This is a genomic window from Micromonospora sp. NPDC048909, assembly GCF_040649635.1.
Lineage (GTDB): Bacteria > Actinomycetota > Actinomycetes > Mycobacteriales > Micromonosporaceae > Micromonospora.
Genome location: NZ_JBEZFU010000014.1, coordinates 108,342 through 131,264 on the forward strand (window position 1 = coordinate 108,342; position 22,923 = coordinate 131,264).

Below are 22,923 nucleotides of genomic sequence, written 5' to 3' on the forward strand. Positions count from 1 at the left end.
GGCATCGGTGTCGCCTCGGGGTCCTGAACGATCGTGGTAGAACTGACCGCAATGGAGGTAGGAATCGCTATAAGACGGACATGCTGACCCGCGCCGGGTTCCGTGGGCTCGGAGACAGCACGAGTCCGCGCGGGGCGACCGTCCTCGAGCTGCTCTTCGACATCGTCTACGTCTTCGCCCTCGCCCGGCTCGCCGGCCGGATCGGAGACGACCTCACCATCGTCCGGCACACGCTGCTCTCCGAGTCCGGCCAGACGCTGCTGATCTTCACCGCGATGTGGATGATCTGGTCGCTCAACGCCATGATGGCGAGCACCTTCGACCCTGGCCGCACCGACCTTCAGGTGCTGCTGCTGACCACGATGTTCGGCACGCTGATCCTGGCGGTCTCGTTGCCGCAGGCGTTCGGTGAGCGCGGGGTCATCTTCTCCATCACGTACGTGGTCCTCCAGGTCGGCCGCCCGCTCTACCTGACGGTGGCCCTACGGGGCCACCCGATGCAGCGCGGGCCGGCCCGGGTGCTGACCTGGCACCTGGTCTCCGGCGTGCTCTGGATCGCCGGGGGTGCCAGCGGGGGCCTCGGTCGTGGCGTGTTCTGGACCATCGCCCTGTCCATCGAGGTCCTCGGCGCCGCGACGAACTGGCCCACACCCATCCGCGCGAACCGGGGCGGCGGGGTCAGGATCGCCTTCGGGCACCTCGCCGAGCGGTACAACCAGATCTTCATGATCGCTCTTGCCGAGGTCGTACTCGAAGCCGGCGCCGCGGTCAGCTTTCCGGGCCTCTCGACCGAGCGGACCATCGTCCTGGTCGCCGCGTTCCTGGCGGTGGTGGCGTTCTGGCGGATCTACTTCTACCACATCGGGCCGATCCGGGCGGCCTCCGCCAGCTCCGCCGGGGAGGAGCTGCAGCTGTCCCAGTGGGCGAGCTTCAGCCTGCTGCTCATCGTCGCTGGCATCATCTGCACCGCGGTCGGCTTCGGGCAGGTCATCGAGGAGCCGGACCCACCGATCGACTGGGCGCTGCTGGTGGTCATCTTCGGGGGCCCCGCGCTCTTCCTGATCGGGCGGAACTATCTCGAGCCGACGACGAGGGCGGCCGGAGGGCGGTGCCGTGCCCTCATCCTGGGCGTCGTGGCGCTGGCCGTGGCGGCACCGCCCATGATGTTCCTGCGCCCGGTCGCCGCGGTCGTCAGCGCGGCGCTGATCCTGACCGGGATCGCCATCTACGACGGGCTGCTGCATCCGCGTGGCTCGGATGCCAATCCGGCGCTGTAGGCGGGTCGCGGCCGATCCCGATCACGTTCCCGGCCCCCACCACCGAGCTGCGCGGGTGGCGGGGGCCGGGTCGTGACCGGTCAGCGGGCGGTCACCGGGTGCGGCACTGGCCGGACGCCGCGCCGGAGACGGTGTTCGGCGCGCCGAGGTCGACCGGCGCGGGGCTGTTGCCGGAACAGTGCAGCGTGGTGACCTCGTTGCCGGCAACGATGGGTGCGGTCGTGCCGGTGACGTTGCCGGAGAGCAGCATCGCCCCGGTCACCTCGGTCCCCACCACCGTGACGTGGTCGGTGGTGCCGGTCACCGTGACCGCACCGCGCACGGTGGTGTTCAGCAGCTCGATGGCGTTCGCCCCGGTCGCCGCCAGGCTGCCCGAGATCGAGGACCGCTCGGCGACCAGTGCGGCACCGGGCCGGACGACCACCGCGCCGGAGACGGTCGCCCCGCGCAGGCAGGTGACCCCGGAGGTGACCACCAGCGCACCCGTGTACCGGCCGGAGATCACGTCGGTGCACGCCGGCGGCGACGGGATCAGCGTGGCCACGAATTCCTTCGCCGCGCCGATGTTGCCGACGGCGTCGATGCCCCGGTACTCGATGATGTGCCGGCCGTAGCCGGGGGTGCGCGTGGCGAACGGCGACACCGACAGCCCGCCCGAGCCGAGGTTGCCGTAGACCAGGCCGTCGACGTCGGTCCCGGTGGCCGTGAACAGGAAGGGCGCCTGCGCGTCGGTGGGCCAGCCGTAGTAGTTGTGCCACCCGTCGCGGTCCAGGCGGAACTCCGGGGTGACCTGGCCCTGGCCGTCGTCCGTGCCGGTCAGCTTCATGCCGAACGGGCCGTTGTACAGGTACTCGGTGGGCTTGCCGGGCCTGGTCGTGGTGAACAGCGGCTCGGAGAGGTCGTAGTCGACCTGCGGCCGGGTCGCGTCGACCGTCCAGCTGCGGGTCAGCGACTCCTGCGTCGCCGGGTCGCGCACCGTGGCCGTGAGCCGGTGGGCGCCAGGGGCCAGGTCGAGCGCGGCCAGCTCCAGGTCACCGTCGTGGCCCGGGTTGGCCACCGGCCGGTCGTCGAGCGTCCAGCGCACCGCCGGCACCCGGTCGGTGGGGTGGTTCGCCTGCACGTACACCGTGTCCCGGGCGCCGACCGGGCGGTCGGTCGCGGTGGCCGCGGTGATCGCCAACGGGCCGGCGGCCGGCGGGGTGCTCAGCGCGGTGTCGACGGTCCACGTCCGGCGCTGGGTCAGCGCGGGCGAGTCCCGGATCGCCGGATCGCGTACGAACGGGGTCGGGTCGGTCACCGTCGCGGTGACGGTGTGCGTCCCGGCGGCGAGGCGCAGCGCGCGCAGGTCGAGGCTGCGGGCGTTACCGGTGCCCGGTACGGCGGCGCCGTCGACGGACCAGGTGACGCTCAACTCGTGGCTCACCGGGTGCAGAGTCTCCACCCAGACGACCCGGTCGGCGCCGATCGGCCGGTCGGTCGGCGTGGCGTCCTGCAGGATGCCGACCCGGGCGGCGATGCGTTGGGTCATCCGCTCCCGCGCGACCTGGTCGAAGTAGAAGCCCAGCGACTTCATCATCGAGTGCTGGCTCGGTCGCCACACGCCCCGCTGCAGGTACATGCCGCCCTCGTAGCGGCCGATCGTGCCGCCGGACTCGCTCGGCTCGCCCAGCCAGCGCCACCACTTGGCCCGGGTGTCACGCATCTGCTGCTCGGTGAGCACGGTGTGGTGCACGGAGGAGGGCTCGCCCCCGGTGTACGTGTCACCGGCGACGCCACGGGCGTAGTAGTCGTACTCGTCCTGCAGGCCGCCGAGCGAGTGCCCGATCTCGTGCGGGCTGATCAGCGCGGAGAGCGCGTTGCCCCCGGAGGCGGTGGCGTTGGTGCCGCCCGCGCCGCCGTAGGTGTTGCTGTTGGCCAGTGCGATGAGCTGCCGGTTGCCCGGGTTGGTGCCGGTCGCCAGGTTGGCGTAGGTGTTCGCGGCCCCGCCGTCGACCGACAGCAGGCGCTGCACGCTGTTGGGGTTGCAGCCGCCCCAGAAGCCCATGTCCAGCACGGTGTCCCGCTGCGGATCGGTCAGCCCGGGGTCGCAGTCCACGCCGGACTCCGCCGAGACGATCTCCACGGCGTAGACGTTGAAGTAGCTCCGATAGGACTTGAACGGCTCGATCGTCCAGAGCGTGTTGAGGTGCTTGTCCACGTGCGACCGGAACGCCGGCAGGTCCGCCTCGGTGTAGCCGTCGCCCAGCAGCACCAGGTTGAACCGCTTGGCCGGATCCCCGGTGACCTGGATCGGCACCACGGTGGCGCTGCCCACGTCGGCCGCCGACGCCGGCGGCGCGGCCACCAGCCCGACGGCGAGCATCGCCGCCACGCACAGCCCAGCTCTGATCTTCCGCATGCGCCCCTCCGTCCGTCGGACGCCGGGCCTGTCGCCGGCCACCCGTCGGGGCGCCCGCACCGGTCACCGCGTCCGCCATCGACCGCGATCATCCGGACGGTACCCGGGTGGCGGCCGGTCGGACAGCCCCGTCAGACCGCGGCCGGTGCACCCGTACGTCGATCGCGGAGGCCGGTGCGGCGCAAGCCGTCCATACCGGACGGCGGTGGTGTCGCTCGTCAGGCGGTGAAGGTCTCGATGTAGCCGATCGCCGCGTCGGTCGCTGCCTGCAACGGCGTCGGGGAGCGTCGGACCTGGGTGAGCAGCAGACCGCCCTGGACCGCCGCGAGCAGCGCCGTGGCCAGCTGGTCGGGGTCGGCGTGCGCGACGAGCGCGCCACGCTGCCGCATCCGGTGCAACCCCTCGCGGATCGGCGCCTCCCACCGGTCGAAGGCCGCGGCGAGGTCGGCGCGGATCGTCTCGCAGGTCTCGACCAGTTCACTCGCCAGCGAGCCCACTTCGCAGCCGCCCGCGCAGTCGCGCTGCCGTTGCACCTCGACCGTGGCGGCGCACCACGCCCGCAGCGCCTCGATGCTGTCCAGCCGGTCGAGCAGCGGCTGCTGGCCCTGGATGGTCCGCTCGACCTGGTGGCGGATGACGGCGCGCACCAGCTCGTTCTTGTCGCCGAAGTAGTGGTAGATCTGCGACGCGCTGACCCGGGCCGCCTGCTGCACGTCGGGGATGCTGGTGCCCGCCACGCCCTTGGCGAACATCAGCTCCGCCGCGGTCGCGACGATCCGATCGCGGGTTCGGCGGCCCGCGGCGGTGAGCCGGGGCGCGGCCGGTGCCGAACCCTCGGGGGCTGCGGCGTCGGTCATCGTCCCAGCGTAGCGCCGGTGCGCGGGCCCGTTCCCGGGTGCGGCGTCGCCTTCTGAGCGGCAGGCCGCGGGCGGGTCGGGCGGGCCCGCGGCGCTGCGGACCCGCCCGCCCCACCGACCCGTGACCTCAGCGCAGGGTCGGGGGGTGCCATCCCCCGGCCATCGCCTCCGCGTCCGCCGGGCCCCAACTGCCCCTGGGGTACGACGCGACCGGCTCGGTCAGGTCCAGGACCGGCTCGACGATCCGCCACTCCTGCTCGATGGCATCCTCGCGGGCGAAGCGCAGATGCCGCCCTTCCAGGGCGTCGTCGAGCAGCCGCTCGTAGGCCTCGCGGCGGTGGCCGAGCGCCGCGTCGAAGTCGACCGGCAGTTCCACCGGTCGGGACGCCACCTCGGCGCCGGGATCCTTGGCCTGGATCGACAGGGTGATCCCGTCGTTGCGGCCCAGCCGGAAGCGCAACAGGTTCGGCTGGGTGCCGGCTCCGTCGGCGGCCGGGACGAGGTCGCGCTGCGGCGTCTTGAACTCCACCACCACCTCCGTGGCGGTGCCCGGCATCAGCTTGCCGGTGCGCAGGTAGAACGGCACCCCGGCCCAGCGGGGCGAGTTCACCCGCAACCGGGTGGCCACGAACGTCTCGGTGCGGGAGCCCGGCGCCACCCCGGGCTCGTCGGTGTAGCCGGCGTACTGCCCCCGGACGGTGGACTCCGGCGACAGCGGCTCGATCTGGCGCAGCACCCGGACCTCCTCCTCGCGGAAGGCGTCGTCGCCGGCCCCGGTCGGAGGCTCCATCGCGAGCAGGGCGACGACCTGGAGCATGTGGTTCTGCAGCACGTCCCGGGTGGCGCCCATCCGGTCGTAGAACCCGGCGCGACCCTCGGTGCCGAAGCCCTCGGCGAGCGTGATCTGGACGTTGTCGATGTGCTCGGCGTTCCAGAGCGGCTCGAAGAGCCGGTTGGCGAAGCGGAAGACCCGCAGACCCTCCACGGACTCCTTGCCGAGGTAGTGGTCGATCCGGAAGATCCGCTCCGGCGCGAAGGCCGCCCGCAGGGCGCCGTTCAGCTCGTACGACGACGCCAGGTCGTGGCCGAACGGCTTCTCGACGACCACCCGGCCGCGCGCGGCGAGCCCGACGGCGGCCAGGCCGTCGACCACCGCGCCGAAGACGGCCGGCGGGATGGCCAGGTAGAAGAGCGGCCGCTCGGCGGTGCTGAGCGTCTCGGCGAGGTGCTGGTAGGTGGCCGGGTCGGCGTAGTCACCGGAGATCATCGTGAGGTTCCCGGCGAGCCGGTCGAAGGCCTCGTCGTCAACGCGGTCGTTCGCCTCGACCACCGACTTGCGGGCCGCCGTGATCAACTGCTGGTCGTCCCAGCGCGATCGGGCCACCCCGATGACCGGCAGGTCCAGCCGACCGCGTCGGGTCAGCTCGTAGAGCGCCGGGAACAGCTTCTTGGCGACCAGATCTCCGGTCACGCCGAAGAACACGACAGCGTCTGAGCGCAGCTCCATGGCTACCATCACCTCATCTTGGAATCAGCTTTCCAAGAGTGCGGCGCGCGTGCGACGGCGTCCATCACCCGAGGCGTGAGCTGCACGACACGGATCGGCGGCGGTCCGGTCGGCCCGGCCGGACCACCGCCGGGGCAGGTCAGCCCACCACGGACCGCAGCGGCACGCGGGCCTCCCGCAGGGCACGGACCAGGTCACCCAGGAACGGGTGCTCGTCGACCTGGAGCCCCGCCGGGTTCGGAATCACCAGGTAGGCCGATCCACCGGCCACGGACGTGCGGGCCGCGCCGGTGAACCGTTCGACGACCGACCCGGTCCGGGCCAGGTCAGCCTCGGCCACCTCGATGGTGATCGGCCGCCACTCACCGCCGAGATCCGCCGGGACCGGCGCGGCCGCTGCCCGGGCGCGCGCCGGATCGACCCCCGCCCCGGTCGGCGGTGCGCTGCGCTCGCTCGCGCCGGCCGTCGCCGGGTAGAGCAGCGCGTTGGCCACCAGGTGCAGCCCGTTCTCGTTGTAGGCCCGGAAGAGCGGGTTGAACGCGAACAGCACCGCCCGGCCGGAGCCGGTCGGCTCGTCGACCAAGGCCGCCGTCCCGCGTAGCGCGTCGACGCCGACCGTGTAGCCGTTGGCCCAGAAGGTGTCACCCCTGGGGTAGCTGAGCACATTCGTGCCGGTGGTGCTCCTGCTCAGGATGGGGTCGCTGTTGTTGAACTCGAAGTCCTCCGCCGGCCGGCCGGCCGCGACCGGGCTGTCCCGGTCGACGTCGACCCGCAGGTGCGAGCCGAGCACCTGGTAGCCGGCCGGCTTCGCCACCTCGGTGGTGGAGGTGAGCCCGGCGGCCCGGGCCAGCCGGGTGCCCTCGTTGCGCAACCCGAGGTAGGTGTGCCCCTCGGCGATCCAGGCGCGCAGGTTGGCCTGCCCGGCGGCGGTGAGCCCGCCGGTCGGGTTGCTGCCGTCCGGCACCAGCAGCACCGTTCGCCCGGTGAACGCCGCGGTGTTGTCGTTGATGTCGGCCGTGGTCACCGGGGTGAGGTCGAGGCCCCAGCGCTCGCCCAGCACGTACCGGGCCTCGCCGTGTGACCCGGAGGTGGTCGAGATGCCGGTGCCCTGGAACAGCCCCACGTCGGGCAGCTCCAGCCGGGTGCCGGTGGCCGGCCCGCCCGGCGTCAGGGTCACCCCGAGCGACTCGGCGAGGTCGTCCACCGTCCGGCTCAGCCTGGTCGCGGCCAGCCGGACCACGCTGGTGTCCAGGTCACGCACCAGCGGTACGCCCCGGCCGAGCAGCTGGAAGGTGAACTCGGCAGCCGCGGCCGAGTCCAGCCGGTAACCGTACGAGCCCCACGGCCAGGCGGCGGAGGTCCTGCCGCCGGAGATCTCGCGCACCAGTTGGGCCTTCGGTCGCACGTCGTCGCCGGTGTAGATGGTCGGCACGCCCATCAGCAGCGGGTTGCTCCAGGACGAGACGTCATAGAAGTAGGGGAACGGGGTGTACGGGTCCTCGCCCATGATCGCCTGGATCCAGTGCTTCTGCGGCTGGTCCATCGGGATCCAGTACGCGCCCTTCGGCACGGTGACGTTGGTGGCGCTGCGCCCGCCGAAGATCCGCGCGGTCGGCACCCGGGTCGGCCGCGTCACCTCGTAGACCTCGACGTCCATCCGGCGCAGTCGCTCGACCAGTTGCCGTACGTCGGCGAGCTGCCGGTCGGGCAGCAGGAAGTACGACCGGATCTTGATGTCCGGCACCGGGAACTGGACGGTGTTGGTCGGCTGGACCACCTCGTTCGGCTCCAGCGCGCCGGCCCGGCCCTCGGCGAGCGCGTCCGTCCAGATCCGGTAGTAGTCGGTCAGCACCTCGTGTTTGTTCGCGGCGGCCCAGCCGAGAGTGGACCACTGGGTGTGGAACTGCTGCTGGACCCGGTCGGCGACCGCCGACGCGCTGCCCTTCTCGAAGGTCATCCCGGCGGCCCCGAAGCCGGCGGCCGGAACGGTGTCGCCGTAGCCCATGAAGAAGAGGTCGTAGGTCGAGTAGTTGAAGTAGCACTCCGTGGTCACGGCACCGCCGCAGGCGCCGTTGTAGCCGAAGCCGGCCTTGTTGGCCTCGCCGATCCGGTTGATCCAGTCGACGGCCTCGCCGGCGATCTCGTGGTGGATCGGGTCGGCGTTGGGCGGGAAGAAGTACTGCCGCCCGGTCATCTCGTGGGCGTCGATGAAGACCTGCGGCGGGTAGCGCCGCATGAGCTCCAGCTTGCTGTCGGTCTCCTGCTGGGTGCGGGCGAACCAGTCCCGGTTCAGGTCGAAGCCGAACTCGTTCTGCCGCCGGGTGGCGTCGCGGCCGTCCGGATTCTGGGTGGGCACGATGATCGTGACCAGGTTCTCGTTGCGCTGGGCGACCTGGCAGGACAGGCCCGCGGCCAGCTCGTACAGCGTCTTCAGGGCCGCGTCGGCGCCGCTCTTCTCGCCACCGTGCACGTTGCCGGCGACCCAGACGATGGCCGGGCGGTCGGCGGCGGTCCCGGCGGCCTCCCGCCGGCTGGTGCGGCGCGGGTCGCGCAGCTCCCGGATGTCGTCGGCGATCGACCGCAGCGCGGCCGGCCGGACGTTGCGCTCGTGCGACACGACCGCGTACGGCAGGGGCTGGCCGAGCACGCTGCTGCCCAGTACGCCGGTGACCACCCGGTTGGAGGCGGTGTCCACGGCGCCCAGGTAGGTCCGGATCTCGTCGTTGGTCACCACCCGCTCCTGGCCGACGCCGAGCGGGAAGCCGAGCACGGCCTCCGGGCTGGGCACGGTGGACAGTCGGGCGGTGGGGTCGGTGCTGCACGACGGGGGAGAGGGCGGCCGGGCCGCGGCCGGTGCGCCGCCCAGCAGCGGCGTCATGCCGACCAGGAGCGCGATCGCGGAGGCGCTCGCCAGTCGGCGTGCGGGGGTCATCCGGAGTGGACGCTTCGACGGGGCCATGCAGGTTCCCTTCTCGGGAATGGCTCACATTGATCGAAGCCTATGACCTGCGGTTTTGCCGGTCAAGATCTCGATGATGGCGACGGGTGGTGTCGCGGCCGGCGCGATCCCCGCCCGGCCGATGGCGGTATGGCAGGGCCATGCGCGTACGCACGGTTTGCGGGCGCCGGTCGGGGGCACCCGGCGAGGGATCCGCGGTGGCCGGTGACGACGGCGAACCGACGCGGCAGGGCTGCCGAGAGGGGCGAGTGTGAAGGCCGTGGTGTGGCAGGGCGCCGCCGAGCTACGCGTGACCCAGGTCCCGGACCCGCAGCTGCGCAATGAGCAGGACGCCATCATCCGGGTGCGTAAGAGCGTCACCTGCGGATCCGACCTGCACCTGCTCGGCGGCCACCGCCCGTTCCTGCGGCGCGGCGACGTCCTCGGCCACGAGTTCCTGGGCGAGGTGGTCGAGGTCGGTCCGCGGGTGCGCCGCCATCGGGTGGGCGACCGGGTGGTGGTCTGCTCGTTCATCTCCTGCGGCCGATGCTGGCACTGCCGGCAGGAGCAGCACTCGCTCTGCGACAACGCCATCACCGAGGCGACCGGGGGCTTCGCCCCCGGCGGCTGCTACGGCTCCTCGCCCGCGCTCGGCGGCTTCGCCGGCAGCCACGCCGAGTACATCCGGGTGCCCTACGCCGACCAGGGCGCCTTCGGCATTCCGGACGGGGTGAGCGACGACCGGGCGCTCTTCGCCTCCGACTCTGCTCCGGCCGGCTGGATGGGCGCCGACCTCGGCGGCGTCAGACCGGGTGACGTGGTCGCGGTCTGGGGCGCGGGCGCGGTGGGCCACCTGGCGGCGAGCGCGGCGGTGCTGCTCGGCGCCGAACGGGTGATCGTGATCGACCGGCTGGACGACCGGCTGGCGATGGCCCGGACCCATCTGGACGTGGAGACGCTCAACCATCGGACCCAGGACGTCGGCGGTGAGCTGCGGGAACACAGCGGCGGGCGGGGCCCCGACGTGTGCATCGAGGCGGTCGGCACGCAGGCGCCCAGCACCGGGCCGCGGTCCTGGTACGACCGGGTCAGACGGCAGCTGCGCCCGGAGCCGGACCGGCCGGTCGCGGCCCGGGAGGCGATCCGCCACTGCCGCAAGGGTGGCAGCGTCTTCCTGCTCGGCGGCTACGCCGGTCCGGTGGACAGATTTCCGCTCGCGGCGGTGGTGGACAAGGGCCTCACCCTGCGCGGCGCCCGGCAGCACGGACCGCGCTACATCCCGATGCTGCTGGAGCGGATGGCCCGCGGCGAACTGGTCACCGAACATCTCGCGACGCACACCATGCCGCTCGACCAGGCCCCGCAGGGTTACCAGCTGTTCCAGAACAGGCTCGACGGTTGCGTACGGGCGGTCTTCGAGCCGATCGAGTGAGCCTTTCCGACATCGGCCCCGGCTCTGCGCCGTTTGCTGGGCGACGGCAGGGGTAGCCGCCGGAGCGGAGGGAACCCGGGTGGGCCGGCGCCCAGAAGACCGCCTCGCGCTCGGAAGGGGAGACCTGTCGATGAAAGCAGTCGTGTTCCATGGCCCGGGTGACATCCGCCTCGACACTGTCGCCGAGCCCAGGATCGAGCAACCGACCGACGCCGTCGTGCGGATCACCACCGCGGCGATCTGTGGCACCGACCTGCACTTCATCCGGGGCACGGTGCCCGGGATGAGGCCGGGCAGGATCCTCGGGCACGAGGGTGTGGGAGTGGTCGAAGAAGTCGGCCGGGACGTCCGCAACCTCAAGCGCGGCGACCGGGTGCTGATCTCCGCCGTCCTCGGTTGCGGCTCGTGCGCCTACTGCCGTCGCGGCTACTTCGCGCAGTGCGACGACATCAACCCGTACGGCCCCCGGTCCGGCACCGGCTCCTTCGGATCTCCCGACCAGCAGGGCCCGTTCAACGGCCTCCAGGCGGAGTACGCCCGGGTCCCGTGCGCGCACACGAACCTGTTCCGGCTCCCGGATTCGGTCTCCGACGCGCAGGCCATTCCACTGTCGGACATCTATCCCACCGGCTACTTCGGCGCGGTCATCGCCGATGTGTCGGACGGCAACGTGGTGGCGGTCTGGGGCTGCGGGCCGGTCGGACAGTTCGCCGTCCTCTCCGCGTTCCAGCGCGGCGCCGCCCGGGTGATCGCCGTCGATGGTCACGCCGACCGGTTGGAACGGGCCCGGGCGCTCGGCGCGGAGGTGGTCAACTTCAACGAGGTCGACCCGGTCGAGGCGATCATGGAGCTGACCCTCGGCATAGGCGTCGACTGTGCCATCGACGCGGTGGGCGTCGACGCGGAGAGTGCGAAGTCCGGACCCGCCGCCGCCTCGGCCCGCCAGGCGGACGAGCGGCACCGCGAGGAGTTGCGGCGGATCGCCCCCGAAACCAACCAGCAGGACGGACGCTGGAAGCCCGGCGACGCACCGAGCCAGGCCCACTCCTGGGCGATCGACAGCCTGGCCAAGGTCGGGACCCTGGGCGTCGTCGGGGTGTATCCGGTGACCGACACGTACTTTCCCATCGGCACCGTGCTGAGCCGCAACCTCACCGTCAAGGCCGGGAACGGCAACCATCCTCGCTACATCCCGCGGCTGTTGGCCATGGTCGAGTCGGGACTGGTCGATCCGGCGAGGATGCTGACGCAGCACGAGCCGTTGAGCGACGCGCTCGCCGCCTACCGCGAGTTCGACCTGCGCAGCCCCGGCTGGCTCAAGGTGGCGCTGGAGCCCAGCCCGGTGCTGCAACGGGCCTGACCGGGCCGGATCCGACGAGGTGGGCCAGAGCTTCGGAAAGCTCCGGCCCACGTCGGCATGGCGGGACGTCCTACGAGACGGGGTACTCCGCCAGGTAGACCGGTGCGCCGACCCGGTTCATGTCGGCCGCCTCGCCCACGCCGTTGACCACGTGGTCGATCGTGCCGGCGCTCAGGTTGACGGTCATGATGTGGTGCAGCCGCACCCCTGGCCGCTCCGGCACCTCGAAGCCGTTCTCCGTGTGGATCGACGGGTTGTTCTGGTTGAAGACGTAGACCCCGCCGCCGTAGAGCGTGTGCTTCCGCACCCGGTCGCCGACCTTGTACCCGGCCCAGCCCTCGACGTCGCCGTTCATCCAGTCGGCCTGTGTCGGCGGGTCGTACGGCAGCTCGTTCTGGTAGAGGATCGTCGTGCCGTCGTCGCCGTTCCAGACCGTGTTGTAGCGCTGGAAGTGCTCCACGAAGAGGCCGGTGGCCGTCACGTGGTCGCCGTTGATGACGGCCCCGTAGCGGCCGGTGTTGGTGCGCCAGCGCTCGGTGTCACCGTTGACGCCCTCGGTGAAGCCCTCCACGCCGTGGTCGCCGCGCCAGACCCAGGTGTGGTCGATGAGCACGTGGTCGCTGTTGACCTCGAGCGCGATGTTGGTCCGGCCGATGTGCGGGCCGCCGACCCGGAAGTACACGTCGGAGAGGGTGATCGGGTTCGACGGGGTGCTGGCGTTGCGCCCGTGCTTCTGGCCCACCCGCAGCAGCACCGGCGACTCCCGCAGGCCGGCGTCGATGGTCAACCCGGCCACGATCACCCCGGGCACGCCGGCGACGTCGAGCGGCACCGAGCCGTTCACCGCGGTGAGGGTGGTGTGGCCCAGGCCGAGGAGCACCGTGTTCGGGCGCTTGACCTCGATGCTGTGCGCGATGTCGTACACCCCGGGGGTGAAGAGCAGGTGCTTGCCGCGGGCGAGCTGGCTGTTGATGACGCGTACCGAGTCGGACGGCCGGGCCACGAAGAAATCGTCGATCGGAATGGTGCGGCCCGGCGTCATCCCGTCGGCCCAGGAGACGCCCCGGCTGTCCCGCTGCGGGGCGGGCACCCGCACGTTGTACCTGCCCTTGCCGTCCACGAAGAGGTAGGGCTTCTCCCGGCTGAGCGGGGTGCTGTCCAGGGTGGTGTACGGCGGGTCGGGGAAGCCGGCGTCGTCCGGGGCGCCGACGACGCCCGCGAAGACCTGGTTCCACACCCCGTTGGACCAGCCGGCGACCTCGCTGTTGCGGGTCAGCCACTGCTGCTGGGAGCCGTTGGTGGTGGCGGGCAGCCGCGAGTCGGCGATGAAGCCGCCGCTGGCGTACTGCGGGCCGGCGGTGCAGTAGTCCATCAGGGAGAGTCCGCCGCCGTTGATGTTCAGCCGGCGCATCGACACCGCCTGGGAGACGGCCCAGAAGTTCGCCGAGGACCGGCAGCCGTCCTGCCCCGCCGCGTTGATGGTGAGCGAGAGGTTGGACAGCGTGCGCCAGAAGTTGACCAGCGCTATGCAGTTGCCCGTGCCGCCGCCTTCGAGGCAGCGGTTGTAGACCTCGATCTTGCCGTTGATCTGGACGTCGGTGGGGGACGCGCCGAGGCCGGCGACCTCGGTGTAGTAGCCGACCTTGATCTGTAGTGGCTGCTCCGGGGTGCCGTAACTGCCCGGCTTGAACAGGTACGCGTACCGGTCGGTGCCCATCTCGTTGCCGACCTGTCGGGCGTGCGTCGCATCGAGCGTCGCCTGGATCTCGCTGACCGGCATGCTCGGGTCGAAGATGGTCACGTTGGGTCCGAAGTCCGGCGGACCGTGCCGGGGCGGGGTGGCGGTTGCCGCCGTGCCCGTCGTGCTGACCGCGGTCGTCAGTACGACGCCGAGGATGAGCGCCCGGCCGAGTCGCCGAACGCCGAGGGAGTGGGTCATCCGGTTCGTCCTCTCCGCCGCGCCGGAGAACGGGCTCCGGACGCGGTGACGTGGGGTGGGGGAGCGCGCTGTGAGAGCGCTCTCCGGTCCGTCCGACTTGCATCACGCGGTAATAAAGGGATCGGCATGTTTCTACCTGGTTAACCGCCGATGCGCTACGGCCCGGGCGGTCAATCACGCTCGTTCGGTGGCTGCTCCGGGACGACGCCCGCGTAGCGGGTGCGCATGATGTCGCTCGCCGCGGGGCCGGCGGCGAAGACGAAGTTCTCCGGATCCAGCCGGCGGCCGGTGGCCCGGTCCACCACGACCGGTTCGACCTCGGTGCCGGTCTCCCGGTCGACCAGGATCATGCTGCGCTGCTCGGGTTGGAGCCGGGAGTTGCCCCAGGCGGCGAGCGTGACGATCACCGGGCGCAGGCTGCGGCCCAGCTCGGTGAGGACGTACTCGTGGCGGTCGGGATGGGTCTGGTAGCGGCGGCGCTCCAACAGCCCGTTGGCGGTGAGCGTCCGCAGCCGGCTGGTCAGGATGCTGGAGGAGATCTTGAGGTTCTCCTGGAACTGCTCGAACCGGGTGTAGCCGTCGAAGGCGTCGTGGAGGATCAGAAGGGTCCACCACTCGCCCACCACGCCGAGCGTCGCGGAGAGCGGGCACTCCCGGTCCTCAAGCCGGATCTTCCCTGCCATGGTTGCCTCCCCGAGTGGGTGCTAATGTCGAAGCGACTTACTTCTAGTTCAGCAGTAACTGTACGACGCCGTCGCGCGTCCATGTCGTGCTGCCCATTGAGGGGAAGAGACCATGACCGAGACCCTGGCGGACCGGGACTCCCTGGCCGGCCGACGGGCCCTGGTGACCGGCGGTTCCAAGGGGGCCGGGGCAGCGATCGCCGACCGGCTGCGCGAGGCCGGGGCGACGGTGTGGGTCACCGCGCGCAACCAGCCGACCGACTACCCGCACCCCGACCTCTTCATCGCCGCCGACACCGCCACCGTCGGCGGCGCGGAGACGGTGGCCGACCGACTGGCCGCTGTCGGCGGCGTGGACATTTTGGTGCACGTGGTGGGCGGTTCGCACGCCCCGGGCGGCGGATTCGTGGCGCTGGACGAGGAAATCTGGCTCGACGAGCTGAACCTGAACCTGCTCGGCGCCGTCCGGCTCGACCGCCGGCTGGTTCCCGCCATGATCCAGGCCGGGCGGGGCGCGATCGTGCACGTCTCCTCGATCCAGCGGCGCAAACCGCTGTACCAGGCGACCCTGGCGTACGCCGCGGCGAAGTCCGCGCTGAGCACGTACAGCAAGGGGCTCGCCAACGAACTCGCCCCGCAGGGCGTCCGGGTGAACAGCGTCGCACCCGGCTTCATCCAGACCACGGCGGCCGAGGCGCTGATCGACCGGCTCGCCAGCGCGTCGGGCGTCGACCGCGAGGCCGCTCTCGGGCAGCTCATGGCGAGCCTCGGCGGCATCCCGCTCGGTCGCCCCGCCTACCCGGCCGAGGTCGCCGACCTGGTCGCCTTCCTCGTCTCCGACCGCGCCTCGGCGATCGTCGGTGCCGAGCACGTCATCGACGGCGGCACCATTCCGACCGTCTGACCCGTCCCACCACCGTCAAGGAGCAGCAGCATGCCCACCGCACCCGACCTCATCCGCCGCTACTTCGAGCTGGCCGGCCAACCCGACAAGGATGCCTACTTCGCCCTCTTCGCCGACGACGCGGTGGTCGAGGACGAGGGGAAGACGTACCGGGGCATCGAGGAGATCCGTGTCTGGCGCCGTGAGGTACCGCTGGTGTCGTACGAGATCACCGACGTGCAGGACACCCCGGAGGGCACGGTGGTGACCGCCACCATCACCGGCGACTTCCCCGGCAGCCCCTTCGCCGGGCTGCGGTTCCGCTTCGAGGAGTACGACGACAGCCACGTCCGGCGGCTGCGCATCGCCCCCTGACGGGCTGGCCGGAAGTGAACCCGCCCGCGCGCGGGCCGGGTTAGATTCCGCCAGTGGACCCCCGAACCGGTGCGATCGAGGCGTTGAAGACGGATCCGGAGACCGTCTCGCTTCGCCGGTCGCTGGAGGTCTACTACGGCGATCCGGCTCGCGAGGCGGCCATGGACGCCTTCTACGCACGGTTCGTCCGGCCCGGAGACCTGGTGTTCGACGTCGGCGCCCACGTGGGTGACCGGGTCGGCAGCTTCCGCCGGCTCGGCGCCCGCGTGATCGCCGTGGAACCGCAGCCACCCTGCATCCGGGCCCTGCGGGCGATCTATGCCCGGGATCCCGAGGTGACGGTGGTCGAGGCGGTCTGCGGTGGCCAGGCCGGGCGGATCCCGTTCAACGTCAACTCCGCGAACCCCACGATCTCGACGGCCTCGCCGCTCTTCATCCGGGCGGCGGACGGCGCGGCCGGGTGGGCGCACGAGCGGTGGGACGCGCAGATCGAGGTCGACTCCGTCACCCTCGACGGCCTGATCGCCGAGCACGGCGCACCCGCCTTCGTGAAGATCGATGTCGAGGGCTTCGAGGACGTGGTGCTGAGCGGTCTGACCCGCCCGCTGCCCGCGCTCTCCTTCGAGTTCACCACCATCGAGCGCGAGGTCGCGCAGCGGTGCCTGCGCCGGCTGAGCGCGCTCGGCGTGCACGCCTACAACGTCGCGCTGGGCGACACCATGGCGCTGGCCTCCGGGCAGTGGATGTCCGCGGCGCGGATGGCGGCGTACCTGCGGTCACTGCCGTACACGGCCAACTCCGGCGACGTCTACTGCGTGTCGCGCTCCCACCCCCGGCCCACCGACTGAGCAGAGCGCGCGGGGTTCGCATTGCACCTGCATCGTAAAACGCGTACGGTGTTTTGCAATGCACTTGTATTGCGAAGAAGGGGCCCTCATGCACGTGATCGCACTCTCGGAGCTGACCGGCGGGATGATCGACCTGGTCGGCGGCAAGGCGGCCGGGCTGGGGGAGCTGATCCGGCTGGGTGAGCGGGTGCCCGAGGGCTTCTGCGTCACCACCACCGTCCACCAGGCGGGTGTCCTGCCGGAGGCCGAGATCGAGGCGGCGTACCGGCAGCTCGGTGGCGGTCCGGTGGCGGTGCGCTCCAGCGCCACCGCCGAGGACCTGCCCGACGCCAGCTTCGCCGGGGTGCAGGACACATTCCTCGGCGTCGAGGGCGTGGCCGAACTCCTCTCCGCGATCGAGAAGTGCTGGCACTCGCTGCACGCCGCGCGGGCGGTCGCCTACCGCGACGCCCACGACATCGACCACCGGGGCGTACGGATGGCCGTGGTGGTGCAACGCATGATCGAGCCGACGGTCGCGGGGGTGCTGTTCACCGCCAACCCGGTCACCGGCCGCCGCACCGAGATGGTGGTGGAGGCTGCCGCCGGTCTGGGCACGACCGTGGTCGACGGCACCGGCGACGTCGACCGGTACGTCCTCGACGGCTCGTCCGGACCCGACCGGGGGCTGCTGTCCGCAGCCCAGCTCGCCGAGCTGCGCCAGGTCGGCGAGCGGCTCCAGCGCCAGCTCGGCCGCCCGCAGGACGTCGAATGGGCGTACGACCGACAGGGCGTGCTGTGGCTGCTGCAGTCGCGGCCGATCACCACCCTCTTCCCCCTCCCGCCGGCCACCGACGATCCCGAGCCCCGCGTCTACCTGGAGTTCGGCCACGTGCAGGGCATGCTCCAGCCGGTCACCCCGATGGGCATGTCCACCCTGAAGTCGATGGTGGCGGGCATGCTGGCCGGGTTCGGGCTCAAGGTCGAGGTCACCGACATCGGCGGGCGGCTCTACGGCGACCTGACCGACCTCGTCCGGCGCCCCACCACCCGCAAGCGACTGGTCAGCCTGATGGCGGTGGACTTCGGTCCGCGTGCGCAGGCGGTGATGGAGCAGGTGCTCGCCGACCCCCGCTTCGCGCCGCGCCCCGGCGGTCGATCCGGCCGGAGCGGTGGCGCTCCGAGCGCGCGGACCGCGGTCCGCGCGCTCGCCGGGGTCACCCGGGCAATGGCCCGGCCCGAGGCCGCGCGCCTCCGGTTGTTCGGGGAGATCGAGCGGCTCGAACTGGGGTCGGCCGCTCCGGCCGGGCTCGGCACCGCCGCCGACCGCCTGCGGTTCGTGCAGGCGGAGGACCCGACGGCGAGCGTGCACGACCTCGTCTGGCCGATCGTCGCCGGCATGCTGGCGGTCGCGCTGCCACCCCGGCTGCTGCGCGGGGTGGCCAGCCAGGACGAGATCAACACGGTGCTGGGCGGAATGCCGCACAACGTGACCATCGAGATGGACCTGGCCCTGTGGCGGCTCAGCCAGCGGGGCCGGGAGCACCGCGACCTGCTGCTGACCACCCCACCCTCGGAGCTCGCCGCCCGCTACCGGCATGGCACGCTGCCCGACATCGGGTTGTCGGCCTTCCTGGACCGCTACGGTCACCGCGCCGTCGCCGAGGTCGACCTCGGGGTGCCCCGGTGGGACGAGGATCCGACGCCGGTCTTCGCGATGATCGCCAACTATCTGCGGGTCACCGACTCCGAGCAGGCGCCCGACCGGCGCTTCGCCCGGGCGGCCTCCACCGCCGAGGCCACCCTCGACCAGATCGCCGCGCGGGTCCGCCGCCGGCGGCCGGTCCGGGGTCGCCTCGCCGTCTTCCTGCTGCGCCGGGCGCGGTCGCTCGCCGGCCTACGGGAGGCGGGCAAGTTCGGCGGCCTGTACCGGCTGCGCGAGGTACGCCGGCAACTGCTGCTCATCGGCGCCGAACTGGCGGACGGCGGGCTGCTGGCGCAGCCGGACGACATCATGTTCCTCACCCTGGAGGAGGTGGCGGCGGCCGTGCAGGGTGCCGACCACCGGCCGACGGTCATCGCCCGCCGGGAGGTGCACCAGCGGGAGCTACGCCGCAGGACGGTGCCGGTGGCCGTACTCTCCGACGGCACCGACCTCGAGGCCGTCCTGCCGGCGGCGGCTGCCCCCGACGGGGCGCTGCGCGGCGTTGGCGCCGCGGCCGGGGTGGCGACCGGGCCGGCGCGAGTCGTTCGCGACCCGGCCACCGCTCACCTCGAACCCGGCGAGATCCTGGTCGCCCCCACCACCGACCCCGGTTGGACGCCGCTCTTCCTGACCGCCGCCGGGCTGGTCACCGAGACCGGCGCCGTCATGGCGCACGGCCCCACGGTCGCCCGCGAGTACGGCATCCCCGCCGTCATCTGCGTCCCCGGCGCCACCCGGGCGATCCGCACCGGGCAGATCATCACGGTGGACGCCGCAGCCGGCACGGTGACCCTGGGGTGACCCGGCACGCCGCCGCTCGGGGCGGGCCGCGACGATCAGAACCCGACCACCTCGTCATGACAGCATGGGAGCCATGCCCAAGAAGGTCGACCGCCACGAGCGGCGCACGCTCATCGCCGACGCGTTGATGAGGGTCGCCGCGCGGCAGGGCATGGAGGCGGTCAGCCTGCGCCACGTGGCGACCGAGGCCGGTGTCTCACCGGGGCTGGTCCAGCACTACTTCCGTACCAAGGACGAGATGATGGCCTTCGCCATGGCCGTCGTGCGGGAACGCAACCAGGCCCGGATCACCGAGGCGATCCGCCAGCTGGGTGAGCGGCCAGCGCCGCGACCGTTGCTGCGGGCGATGATCGCCGCGGTCCTGCCGCTGACCGAGGAGTCGCGCGCCGACGGGCAGGTAGCGCTGGCGTTCCTCGCCTACACCGCGGTACGGCCCGATGCCGCCGCCGGCATCGGCGAGGGCACCCGACAGATGCTGACCTTCATGGCCCACCTCCTCCCGGGCCCCGACCGGGAGGAGCGAGCGGCTGGCCTGCTGGCGCTCATGGAGGGCCTGGGCATCTATCTACTCGGCGGGCACTACACCGCCGAGCAGGCGCTGGCCGCGCTGGACGCCCAGCTCGATCTCGTCCTCGCCGCGCCCGACGTCGCCGAGCTCCGGTAGTCGGCCGTCCGGTCAGCCCGCCCCCGGGTAGGCCGGGGCGAACACCACCTGCTCCGGCGGAACCACCGCGCCGGTGTCGTCGACGAACGCGACCCGTACCGGCCGGCTGCCGTCGGCCGTCCGCCGTAGCGTGCTCGGCCCGCTGGACGGCGGCCGGTTCTCGTCGCCCCACTGCTGGAGCGCGGCCAGCACCACGCGCAACTGCTCACCGGCGGGGGTGAGGTGGTAGCTGTGCCGCGTTCGGGTGCCGGGCTCGGAATAGGGCCGCTTCTCCAGCACACCCTGGTCGACCAGGCCGGTCAGCCGGCCGGTCAGGATGTCGGGCGCGATGCCGAGGCGGTCGCGGAAGTCGGCGAAGCGGGTCACCCCGCGTAGCGCCGCCTCCCGGAGGATGAGCAGGGTCCACTTGTCGCCCACCACCTGCAACGCGCGGGCGATCGAGCAGTACTCGTCGAATTTCCCGGTCCCGGCCACCGCCATGCCGTTCAGTCTACCGCTGGGTTGCAGTTTCCTACTCAGGTCGGCTAACTTGGGCTTTCCAACCCAGCAGCATCCGCTCCAAGGAGACACTCGTGGACATCCGTAACTCGGTCGCCCTGGTCACCGGCGCCAACCGCGGCCTGGGGCGACAGATCGCCGCCCAACTGCTCAGCCGGGGAGCCGCCAAGGTCTACGCCGGCGCTCGTAACCCCTCGTCGGTAGACCTGCCGGGCGTGATCCCGCTCGAACTCGACATCACCGACCCGTCCTCGGTCGCCAAGGCCGCCGCGGCGGCCTCCGACGTGACGCTGGTCATCAACAACGCCGGAATCAGCACGCGCACCCCGCTGATCACCGGTGATCCGGCCAACATCCGGCTGGAAATGGAGACGCACTTCTTCGGAACGCTGGAGGTCAGCCGGGCGTTCGCGCCGGTGCTCACCGCCAACGGCGGCGGAGCCGTGCTCAACATCCTGTCGGCGCTCTCCTGGGCCCACTTCCCGGGATACGGCGCGTACAGCGCGGCCAAGGCGGCGGCATGGGCGATGACCAACGTGATCCGGCAGGAGCTCGCCCCTGCCGGCATCGACGTGACGGCGCTGCACGTCGGCTACATGGACACCGACATGGCGCACTACGTCGACAAGTCGAACAAGGTCGACCCCGCATGGGTGGCCGGCCAGGCCCTCGACGGCATCGAGTCCCGCGCCCTCGAGTTGGTCCTCGACGAGACCAGCCGCAGGGTCAAGTCGGCCCTCTCCGGCGGCCCGGAGCTGCTCTACCCCGGGCTGCCCAGCGCGGCCTGACCGGCGGGCGGCGGCCCCCGGCGGCGGCCCCCGGCGGCGGTGGTCCCTGGCGGTGGTCCCCCGGCGGTGGTCCCCCGGCGGCGGCCGCCGAGGGCGGCGGCTCGATCGACCGCGCGATACCTCAGCGGCATATTTATGCCGCTGAGGTATCGCGGTCGTCAGGGTTTCCGGCCGGCCGCGACCTCGCGCGGTCAGCGGCTCAACGCCCGGTAGCGGCGGACGGCGAGCGGCGCGGCCAGCGCGATGAGCAGCACCGGCCAGCCGACCGCCAGCGGCAGCGGATGCTGCGCCGCCCACGAATCGCCGCCGATGCCGGGGTTGCCGAACAGCTCCCGGGCCGCCGCCACGGTGGCGGAGAGGGGGTTCCACGCCGCGATCGCGCCGAGCCAGTCCGGCATCAGGTCCGGGGCGACGAAGACGTTGGAGAGCGCCGTGAGCGGAAACGCGAGCGGAAACACGATCACCCCGACGGTGTCCGGATTCGGCACGAGCAGACCCAGCAGGATGCCGATCCAGGTCAGCGCCAGCCGCAGCAGCAGAATCAGACCGACCGCCACCAGGGCATCGCCCAGTCCGTTGCGCCACTGCCAGCCCACCAGCAGGCCGCAGACCACCAGGGTGGCCAGCTCCAGCACGGCCCGGGTGAGGTCGGCCGTGGCCCGTCCGGTGAGCAGGGCGGACCGGGCCATCGGCAGCGACCGGAACCGGTCGACCACCCCCCGGTTCGCGTCCAGGGCGATCCCCGACGCGGTGGCCCCGAGACCGTAGAGCATGGTCATCACGAAGACGCCGGGCAGCAGGAACTCGCGGTAACTGCCCTGTCCGGGCACCGCCATCCCGCTGCCGAAGACGTAGCCGAAGACCAGTACGAACATGATCGGCAGGCTGAAGTAGAGGATGATCTCCTCGGGCGAGCGGACCACGTGCCGCATGTTCCGCCCGGCCATCACCCAGCCGTCAGCCACCGCCCAGCGGAGCCGGCCAGCCGTCGTCATGCCGGCACCTCCGTCCGGTCGCGCCGCTCGACGTCGTGCCCGGTGAGCCGGAGGAACGCCTCGTCCAGGGTGGGCCGGCGCAGCATCACGTCCTCGACCGCGACCGCGGCGTCCTGAAGGGCCCGCATGGTGTCGGCGAGCGCCGCGATCCGGTCGACGACGGGCGCGCCGAGCTGGCGGATCTCCGGGTCCACCGTCACCGGCGCGCCGACGATCCGCTCCACGATGGCCGCCGCGACGGGCAGCTGCGCCGCGTCGCGGACCACCAGCTCGATCCGGTCCGCGCCGATCCGCGCCTTCAGCTCGGTCGAGGTGCCCTCCGCCACCACCCGGCCGGCGTCCACCACCGAGATCCGGTCGGCGAGCTGGTCCGCCTCCTCCAGGTACTGGGTGGTCAGCAACACGGTGGTGCCGTCGGCGACGAGCGAACGGACCGCGTCCCAGACGCCGTTGCGGCTGCGCGGGTCCAGCCCGGTGGTCGGCTCGTCGAGGAAGAGCACCCTCGGTGTGGTCACCAGGCTGGCGGCGAGGTCGAGCCGGCGACGCAGCCCTCCGGAGTACCCGCCGGCCGAGCGGTCCGCCACGTCGGTGAGCCCGAACTGGTCGAGCAACTCGTCGGCCCGGCGCCGGGCCACCCGGGCCGGCAGGTGCCGGAGCCGGCCGAAGAGCACGAGGTTCTGCCGGCCGCTGAGGATCTCGTCGACCGCGGCGTACTGCCCGGCCAGCCCGATCAGGGCACGGACCCGGTCGGGGTGCCGGGCCACGTCGTACCCGGCCACCCGGGCACGGCCGGCGTCGAAGCGCAGCAGGGTGGCCAGGATCCGCACCGCGGTGGTCTTGCCCGCGCCGTTGGGGCCGAGCAGCCCACAGACCGTGCCGGCCGGCACGGTCAGGTCGAACCCGGCGAGAGCCGGCGTCCGCCCGTACGTCTTGCGCAATCCCTCGGCCAGGACGGCCGATGTCTCGTTGGTCATGCCGGCAGCCTCGCCGGACGCG

The 22,923-nt window shown here is 72.0% G+C and carries 18 protein-coding genes; 9 read left to right on the plus strand and 9 right to left on the minus strand.

Annotated elements, in window-relative coordinates; genetic code table 11:
* Window positions 1–80 precede the first annotated feature (80 nt).
* Window positions 81–1,277 (plus strand): low temperature requirement protein A, encoded by a 1,197-nt coding sequence (locus tag AB0C04_RS28610; protein WP_357060448.1) that lies wholly within the window; start codon window positions 81–83, stop codon window positions 1,275–1,277.
* 91 nt (window positions 1,278–1,368) lie between these two features.
* On the opposite strand, the gene AB0C04_RS28615 is transcribed toward AB0C04_RS28610, so the two are convergent.
* The 4 genes from AB0C04_RS28615 to AB0C04_RS28630 form a co-directional block, all read right to left on the minus strand.
* Entirely contained in the window at window positions 1,369–3,675 is a 2,307-nt protein-coding gene (locus tag AB0C04_RS28615) for a M64 family metallopeptidase (protein WP_357060450.1), read from the minus strand.
* Window positions 3,676–3,893: 218 nt separating this feature from the next.
* Window positions 3,894–4,532, minus strand: a complete 639-nt coding sequence (locus tag AB0C04_RS28620) for a TetR/AcrR family transcriptional regulator (protein WP_357060452.1) — start codon at window positions 4,530–4,532, stop codon at window positions 3,894–3,896.
* Between the two features lie 127 nt (window positions 4,533–4,659).
* Window positions 4,660–6,039, minus strand: a complete 1,380-nt coding sequence (gene zwf / locus AB0C04_RS28625) for a glucose-6-phosphate dehydrogenase (protein WP_357060455.1) — start codon at window positions 6,037–6,039, stop codon at window positions 4,660–4,662.
* A 139-nt stretch (window positions 6,040–6,178) separates the two neighbouring features.
* Window positions 6,179–8,971 (minus strand): M14 family zinc carboxypeptidase, encoded by a 2,793-nt coding sequence (locus AB0C04_RS28630; RefSeq protein WP_357060458.1) that lies wholly within the window; start codon window positions 8,969–8,971, stop codon window positions 6,179–6,181.
* A 277-nt stretch (window positions 8,972–9,248) separates the two neighbouring features.
* Between AB0C04_RS28630 and AB0C04_RS28635 the strand changes: the two genes are divergently transcribed.
* Window positions 9,249–10,409 carry a zinc-dependent alcohol dehydrogenase gene (locus AB0C04_RS28635; protein ID WP_357060460.1) on the plus strand — a complete coding sequence of 387 codons (1,161 nt, stop codon included), beginning with the start codon at window positions 9,249–9,251 and terminating at the stop codon, window positions 10,407–10,409.
* 130 nt (window positions 10,410–10,539) lie between these two features.
* On the plus strand, window positions 10,540–11,769 hold the full coding sequence (locus tag AB0C04_RS28640) for an alcohol dehydrogenase catalytic domain-containing protein (protein WP_357060463.1): 1,230 nt from the start codon (window positions 10,540–10,542) through the stop codon (window positions 11,767–11,769).
* A 70-nt stretch (window positions 11,770–11,839) separates the two neighbouring features.
* Here AB0C04_RS28640 and AB0C04_RS28645 read toward each other — a convergent pair whose 3' ends face one another.
* On the minus strand, window positions 11,840–13,708 hold the full coding sequence (locus tag AB0C04_RS28645; RefSeq protein ID WP_357060466.1) for an adenylyl cyclase: 1,869 nt from the start codon (window positions 13,706–13,708) through the stop codon (window positions 11,840–11,842).
* A 170-nt stretch (window positions 13,709–13,878) separates the two neighbouring features.
* Complete coding sequence (locus AB0C04_RS28650) at window positions 13,879–14,391, minus strand: helix-turn-helix domain-containing protein (protein ID WP_357060469.1); 513 nt, start codon at window positions 14,389–14,391, stop codon at window positions 13,879–13,881.
* A gap of 112 nt (window positions 14,392–14,503) precedes the next feature.
* Here AB0C04_RS28650 and AB0C04_RS28655 point away from each other — a divergent pair, with 112 nt between their 5' ends.
* From AB0C04_RS28655 to AB0C04_RS28675, 5 genes are all read left to right on the plus strand, one after another.
* On the plus strand, window positions 14,504–15,295 hold the full coding sequence (locus AB0C04_RS28655; protein WP_357060472.1) for an SDR family oxidoreductase: 792 nt from the start codon (window positions 14,504–14,506) through the stop codon (window positions 15,293–15,295).
* A gap of 30 nt (window positions 15,296–15,325) precedes the next feature.
* Window positions 15,326–15,649, plus strand: a complete 324-nt coding sequence (locus tag AB0C04_RS28660; RefSeq protein WP_357060474.1) for a nuclear transport factor 2 family protein — start codon at window positions 15,326–15,328, stop codon at window positions 15,647–15,649.
* Between the two features lie 53 nt (window positions 15,650–15,702).
* The gene (locus AB0C04_RS28665) at window positions 15,703–16,497 is read left to right on the plus strand and encodes an FkbM family methyltransferase (RefSeq protein WP_357060477.1); all 795 of its coding nucleotides are present in this window, start codon (window positions 15,703–15,705) and stop codon (window positions 16,495–16,497) included.
* An 88-nt stretch (window positions 16,498–16,585) separates the two neighbouring features.
* On the plus strand, window positions 16,586–18,982 hold the full coding sequence (locus AB0C04_RS28670) for a PEP/pyruvate-binding domain-containing protein (RefSeq protein ID WP_357060479.1): 2,397 nt from the start codon (window positions 16,586–16,588) through the stop codon (window positions 18,980–18,982).
* 73 nt (window positions 18,983–19,055) lie between these two features.
* Window positions 19,056–19,646: a TetR family transcriptional regulator C-terminal domain-containing protein gene (locus AB0C04_RS28675; protein WP_357060482.1), complete on the plus strand. Its 591-nt coding sequence runs from the start codon at window positions 19,056–19,058 to the stop codon at window positions 19,644–19,646.
* A 12-nt stretch (window positions 19,647–19,658) separates the two neighbouring features.
* On the opposite strand, the gene AB0C04_RS28680 is transcribed toward AB0C04_RS28675, so the two are convergent.
* Window positions 19,659–20,126: a helix-turn-helix domain-containing protein gene (locus AB0C04_RS28680; protein ID WP_357060484.1), complete on the minus strand. Its 468-nt coding sequence runs from the start codon at window positions 20,124–20,126 to the stop codon at window positions 19,659–19,661.
* A 92-nt stretch (window positions 20,127–20,218) separates the two neighbouring features.
* On the opposite strand from AB0C04_RS28680, the gene AB0C04_RS28685 reads away from it, so the two are divergent.
* Window positions 20,219–20,932 (plus strand): SDR family oxidoreductase, encoded by a 714-nt coding sequence (locus AB0C04_RS28685; protein ID WP_357060487.1) that lies wholly within the window; start codon window positions 20,219–20,221, stop codon window positions 20,930–20,932.
* A 191-nt stretch (window positions 20,933–21,123) separates the two neighbouring features.
* Here the strand turns inward: AB0C04_RS28685 and AB0C04_RS28690 are convergent, their stop codons facing one another.
* Window positions 21,124–21,927 (minus strand): ABC transporter permease, encoded by an 804-nt coding sequence (locus AB0C04_RS28690; RefSeq protein ID WP_357060490.1) that lies wholly within the window; start codon window positions 21,925–21,927, stop codon window positions 21,124–21,126.
* Window positions 21,924–22,901, minus strand: a complete 978-nt coding sequence (locus tag AB0C04_RS28695; RefSeq protein WP_357060492.1) for an ATP-binding cassette domain-containing protein — start codon at window positions 22,899–22,901, stop codon at window positions 21,924–21,926. Before AB0C04_RS28695 ends, AB0C04_RS28690 begins: the two co-directional genes overlap by 4 nt.
* Window positions 22,902–22,923 lie beyond the last annotated feature (22 nt).

Excerpts from the sequence above, each read along its gene's own strand:
- AB0C04_RS28610 (WP_357060448.1), top strand. The coding sequence starts at position 81 with ATGCTGACCCGCGCCGGGTTCCGTGGGCTCGGAGACAGCACGAGTCCG.
- AB0C04_RS28615 (WP_357060450.1), bottom strand. The coding sequence starts at position 3,675 with ATGCGGAAGATCAGAGCTGGGCTGTGCGTGGCGGCGATGCTCGCCGTC.
- AB0C04_RS28620 (WP_357060452.1), bottom strand. The coding sequence starts at position 4,532 with ATGACCGACGCCGCAGCCCCCGAGGGTTCGGCACCGGCCGCGCCCCGG.
- zwf (WP_357060455.1), bottom strand. The coding sequence starts at position 6,039 with ATGGAGCTGCGCTCAGACGCTGTCGTGTTCTTCGGCGTGACCGGAGAT.
- AB0C04_RS28630 (WP_357060458.1), bottom strand. The coding sequence starts at position 8,971 with ATGACCCCCGCACGCCGACTGGCGAGCGCCTCCGCGATCGCGCTCCTG.
- AB0C04_RS28640 (WP_357060463.1), top strand. The coding sequence starts at position 10,540 with ATGAAAGCAGTCGTGTTCCATGGCCCGGGTGACATCCGCCTCGACACT.
- AB0C04_RS28645 (WP_357060466.1), bottom strand. The coding sequence starts at position 13,708 with ATGACCCACTCCCTCGGCGTTCGGCGACTCGGCCGGGCGCTCATCCTC.
- AB0C04_RS28650 (WP_357060469.1), bottom strand. The coding sequence starts at position 14,391 with ATGGCAGGGAAGATCCGGCTTGAGGACCGGGAGTGCCCGCTCTCCGCG.
- AB0C04_RS28655 (WP_357060472.1), top strand. The coding sequence starts at position 14,504 with ATGACCGAGACCCTGGCGGACCGGGACTCCCTGGCCGGCCGACGGGCC.
- AB0C04_RS28660 (WP_357060474.1), top strand. The coding sequence starts at position 15,326 with ATGCCCACCGCACCCGACCTCATCCGCCGCTACTTCGAGCTGGCCGGC.
- AB0C04_RS28670 (WP_357060479.1), top strand. The coding sequence starts at position 16,586 with ATGCACGTGATCGCACTCTCGGAGCTGACCGGCGGGATGATCGACCTG.
- AB0C04_RS28675 (WP_357060482.1), top strand. The coding sequence starts at position 19,056 with ATGCCCAAGAAGGTCGACCGCCACGAGCGGCGCACGCTCATCGCCGAC.
- AB0C04_RS28680 (WP_357060484.1), bottom strand. The coding sequence starts at position 20,126 with ATGGCGGTGGCCGGGACCGGGAAATTCGACGAGTACTGCTCGATCGCC.
- AB0C04_RS28690 (WP_357060490.1), bottom strand. The coding sequence starts at position 21,927 with ATGACGACGGCTGGCCGGCTCCGCTGGGCGGTGGCTGACGGCTGGGTG.
- AB0C04_RS28695 (WP_357060492.1), bottom strand. The coding sequence starts at position 22,901 with ATGACCAACGAGACATCGGCCGTCCTGGCCGAGGGATTGCGCAAGACG.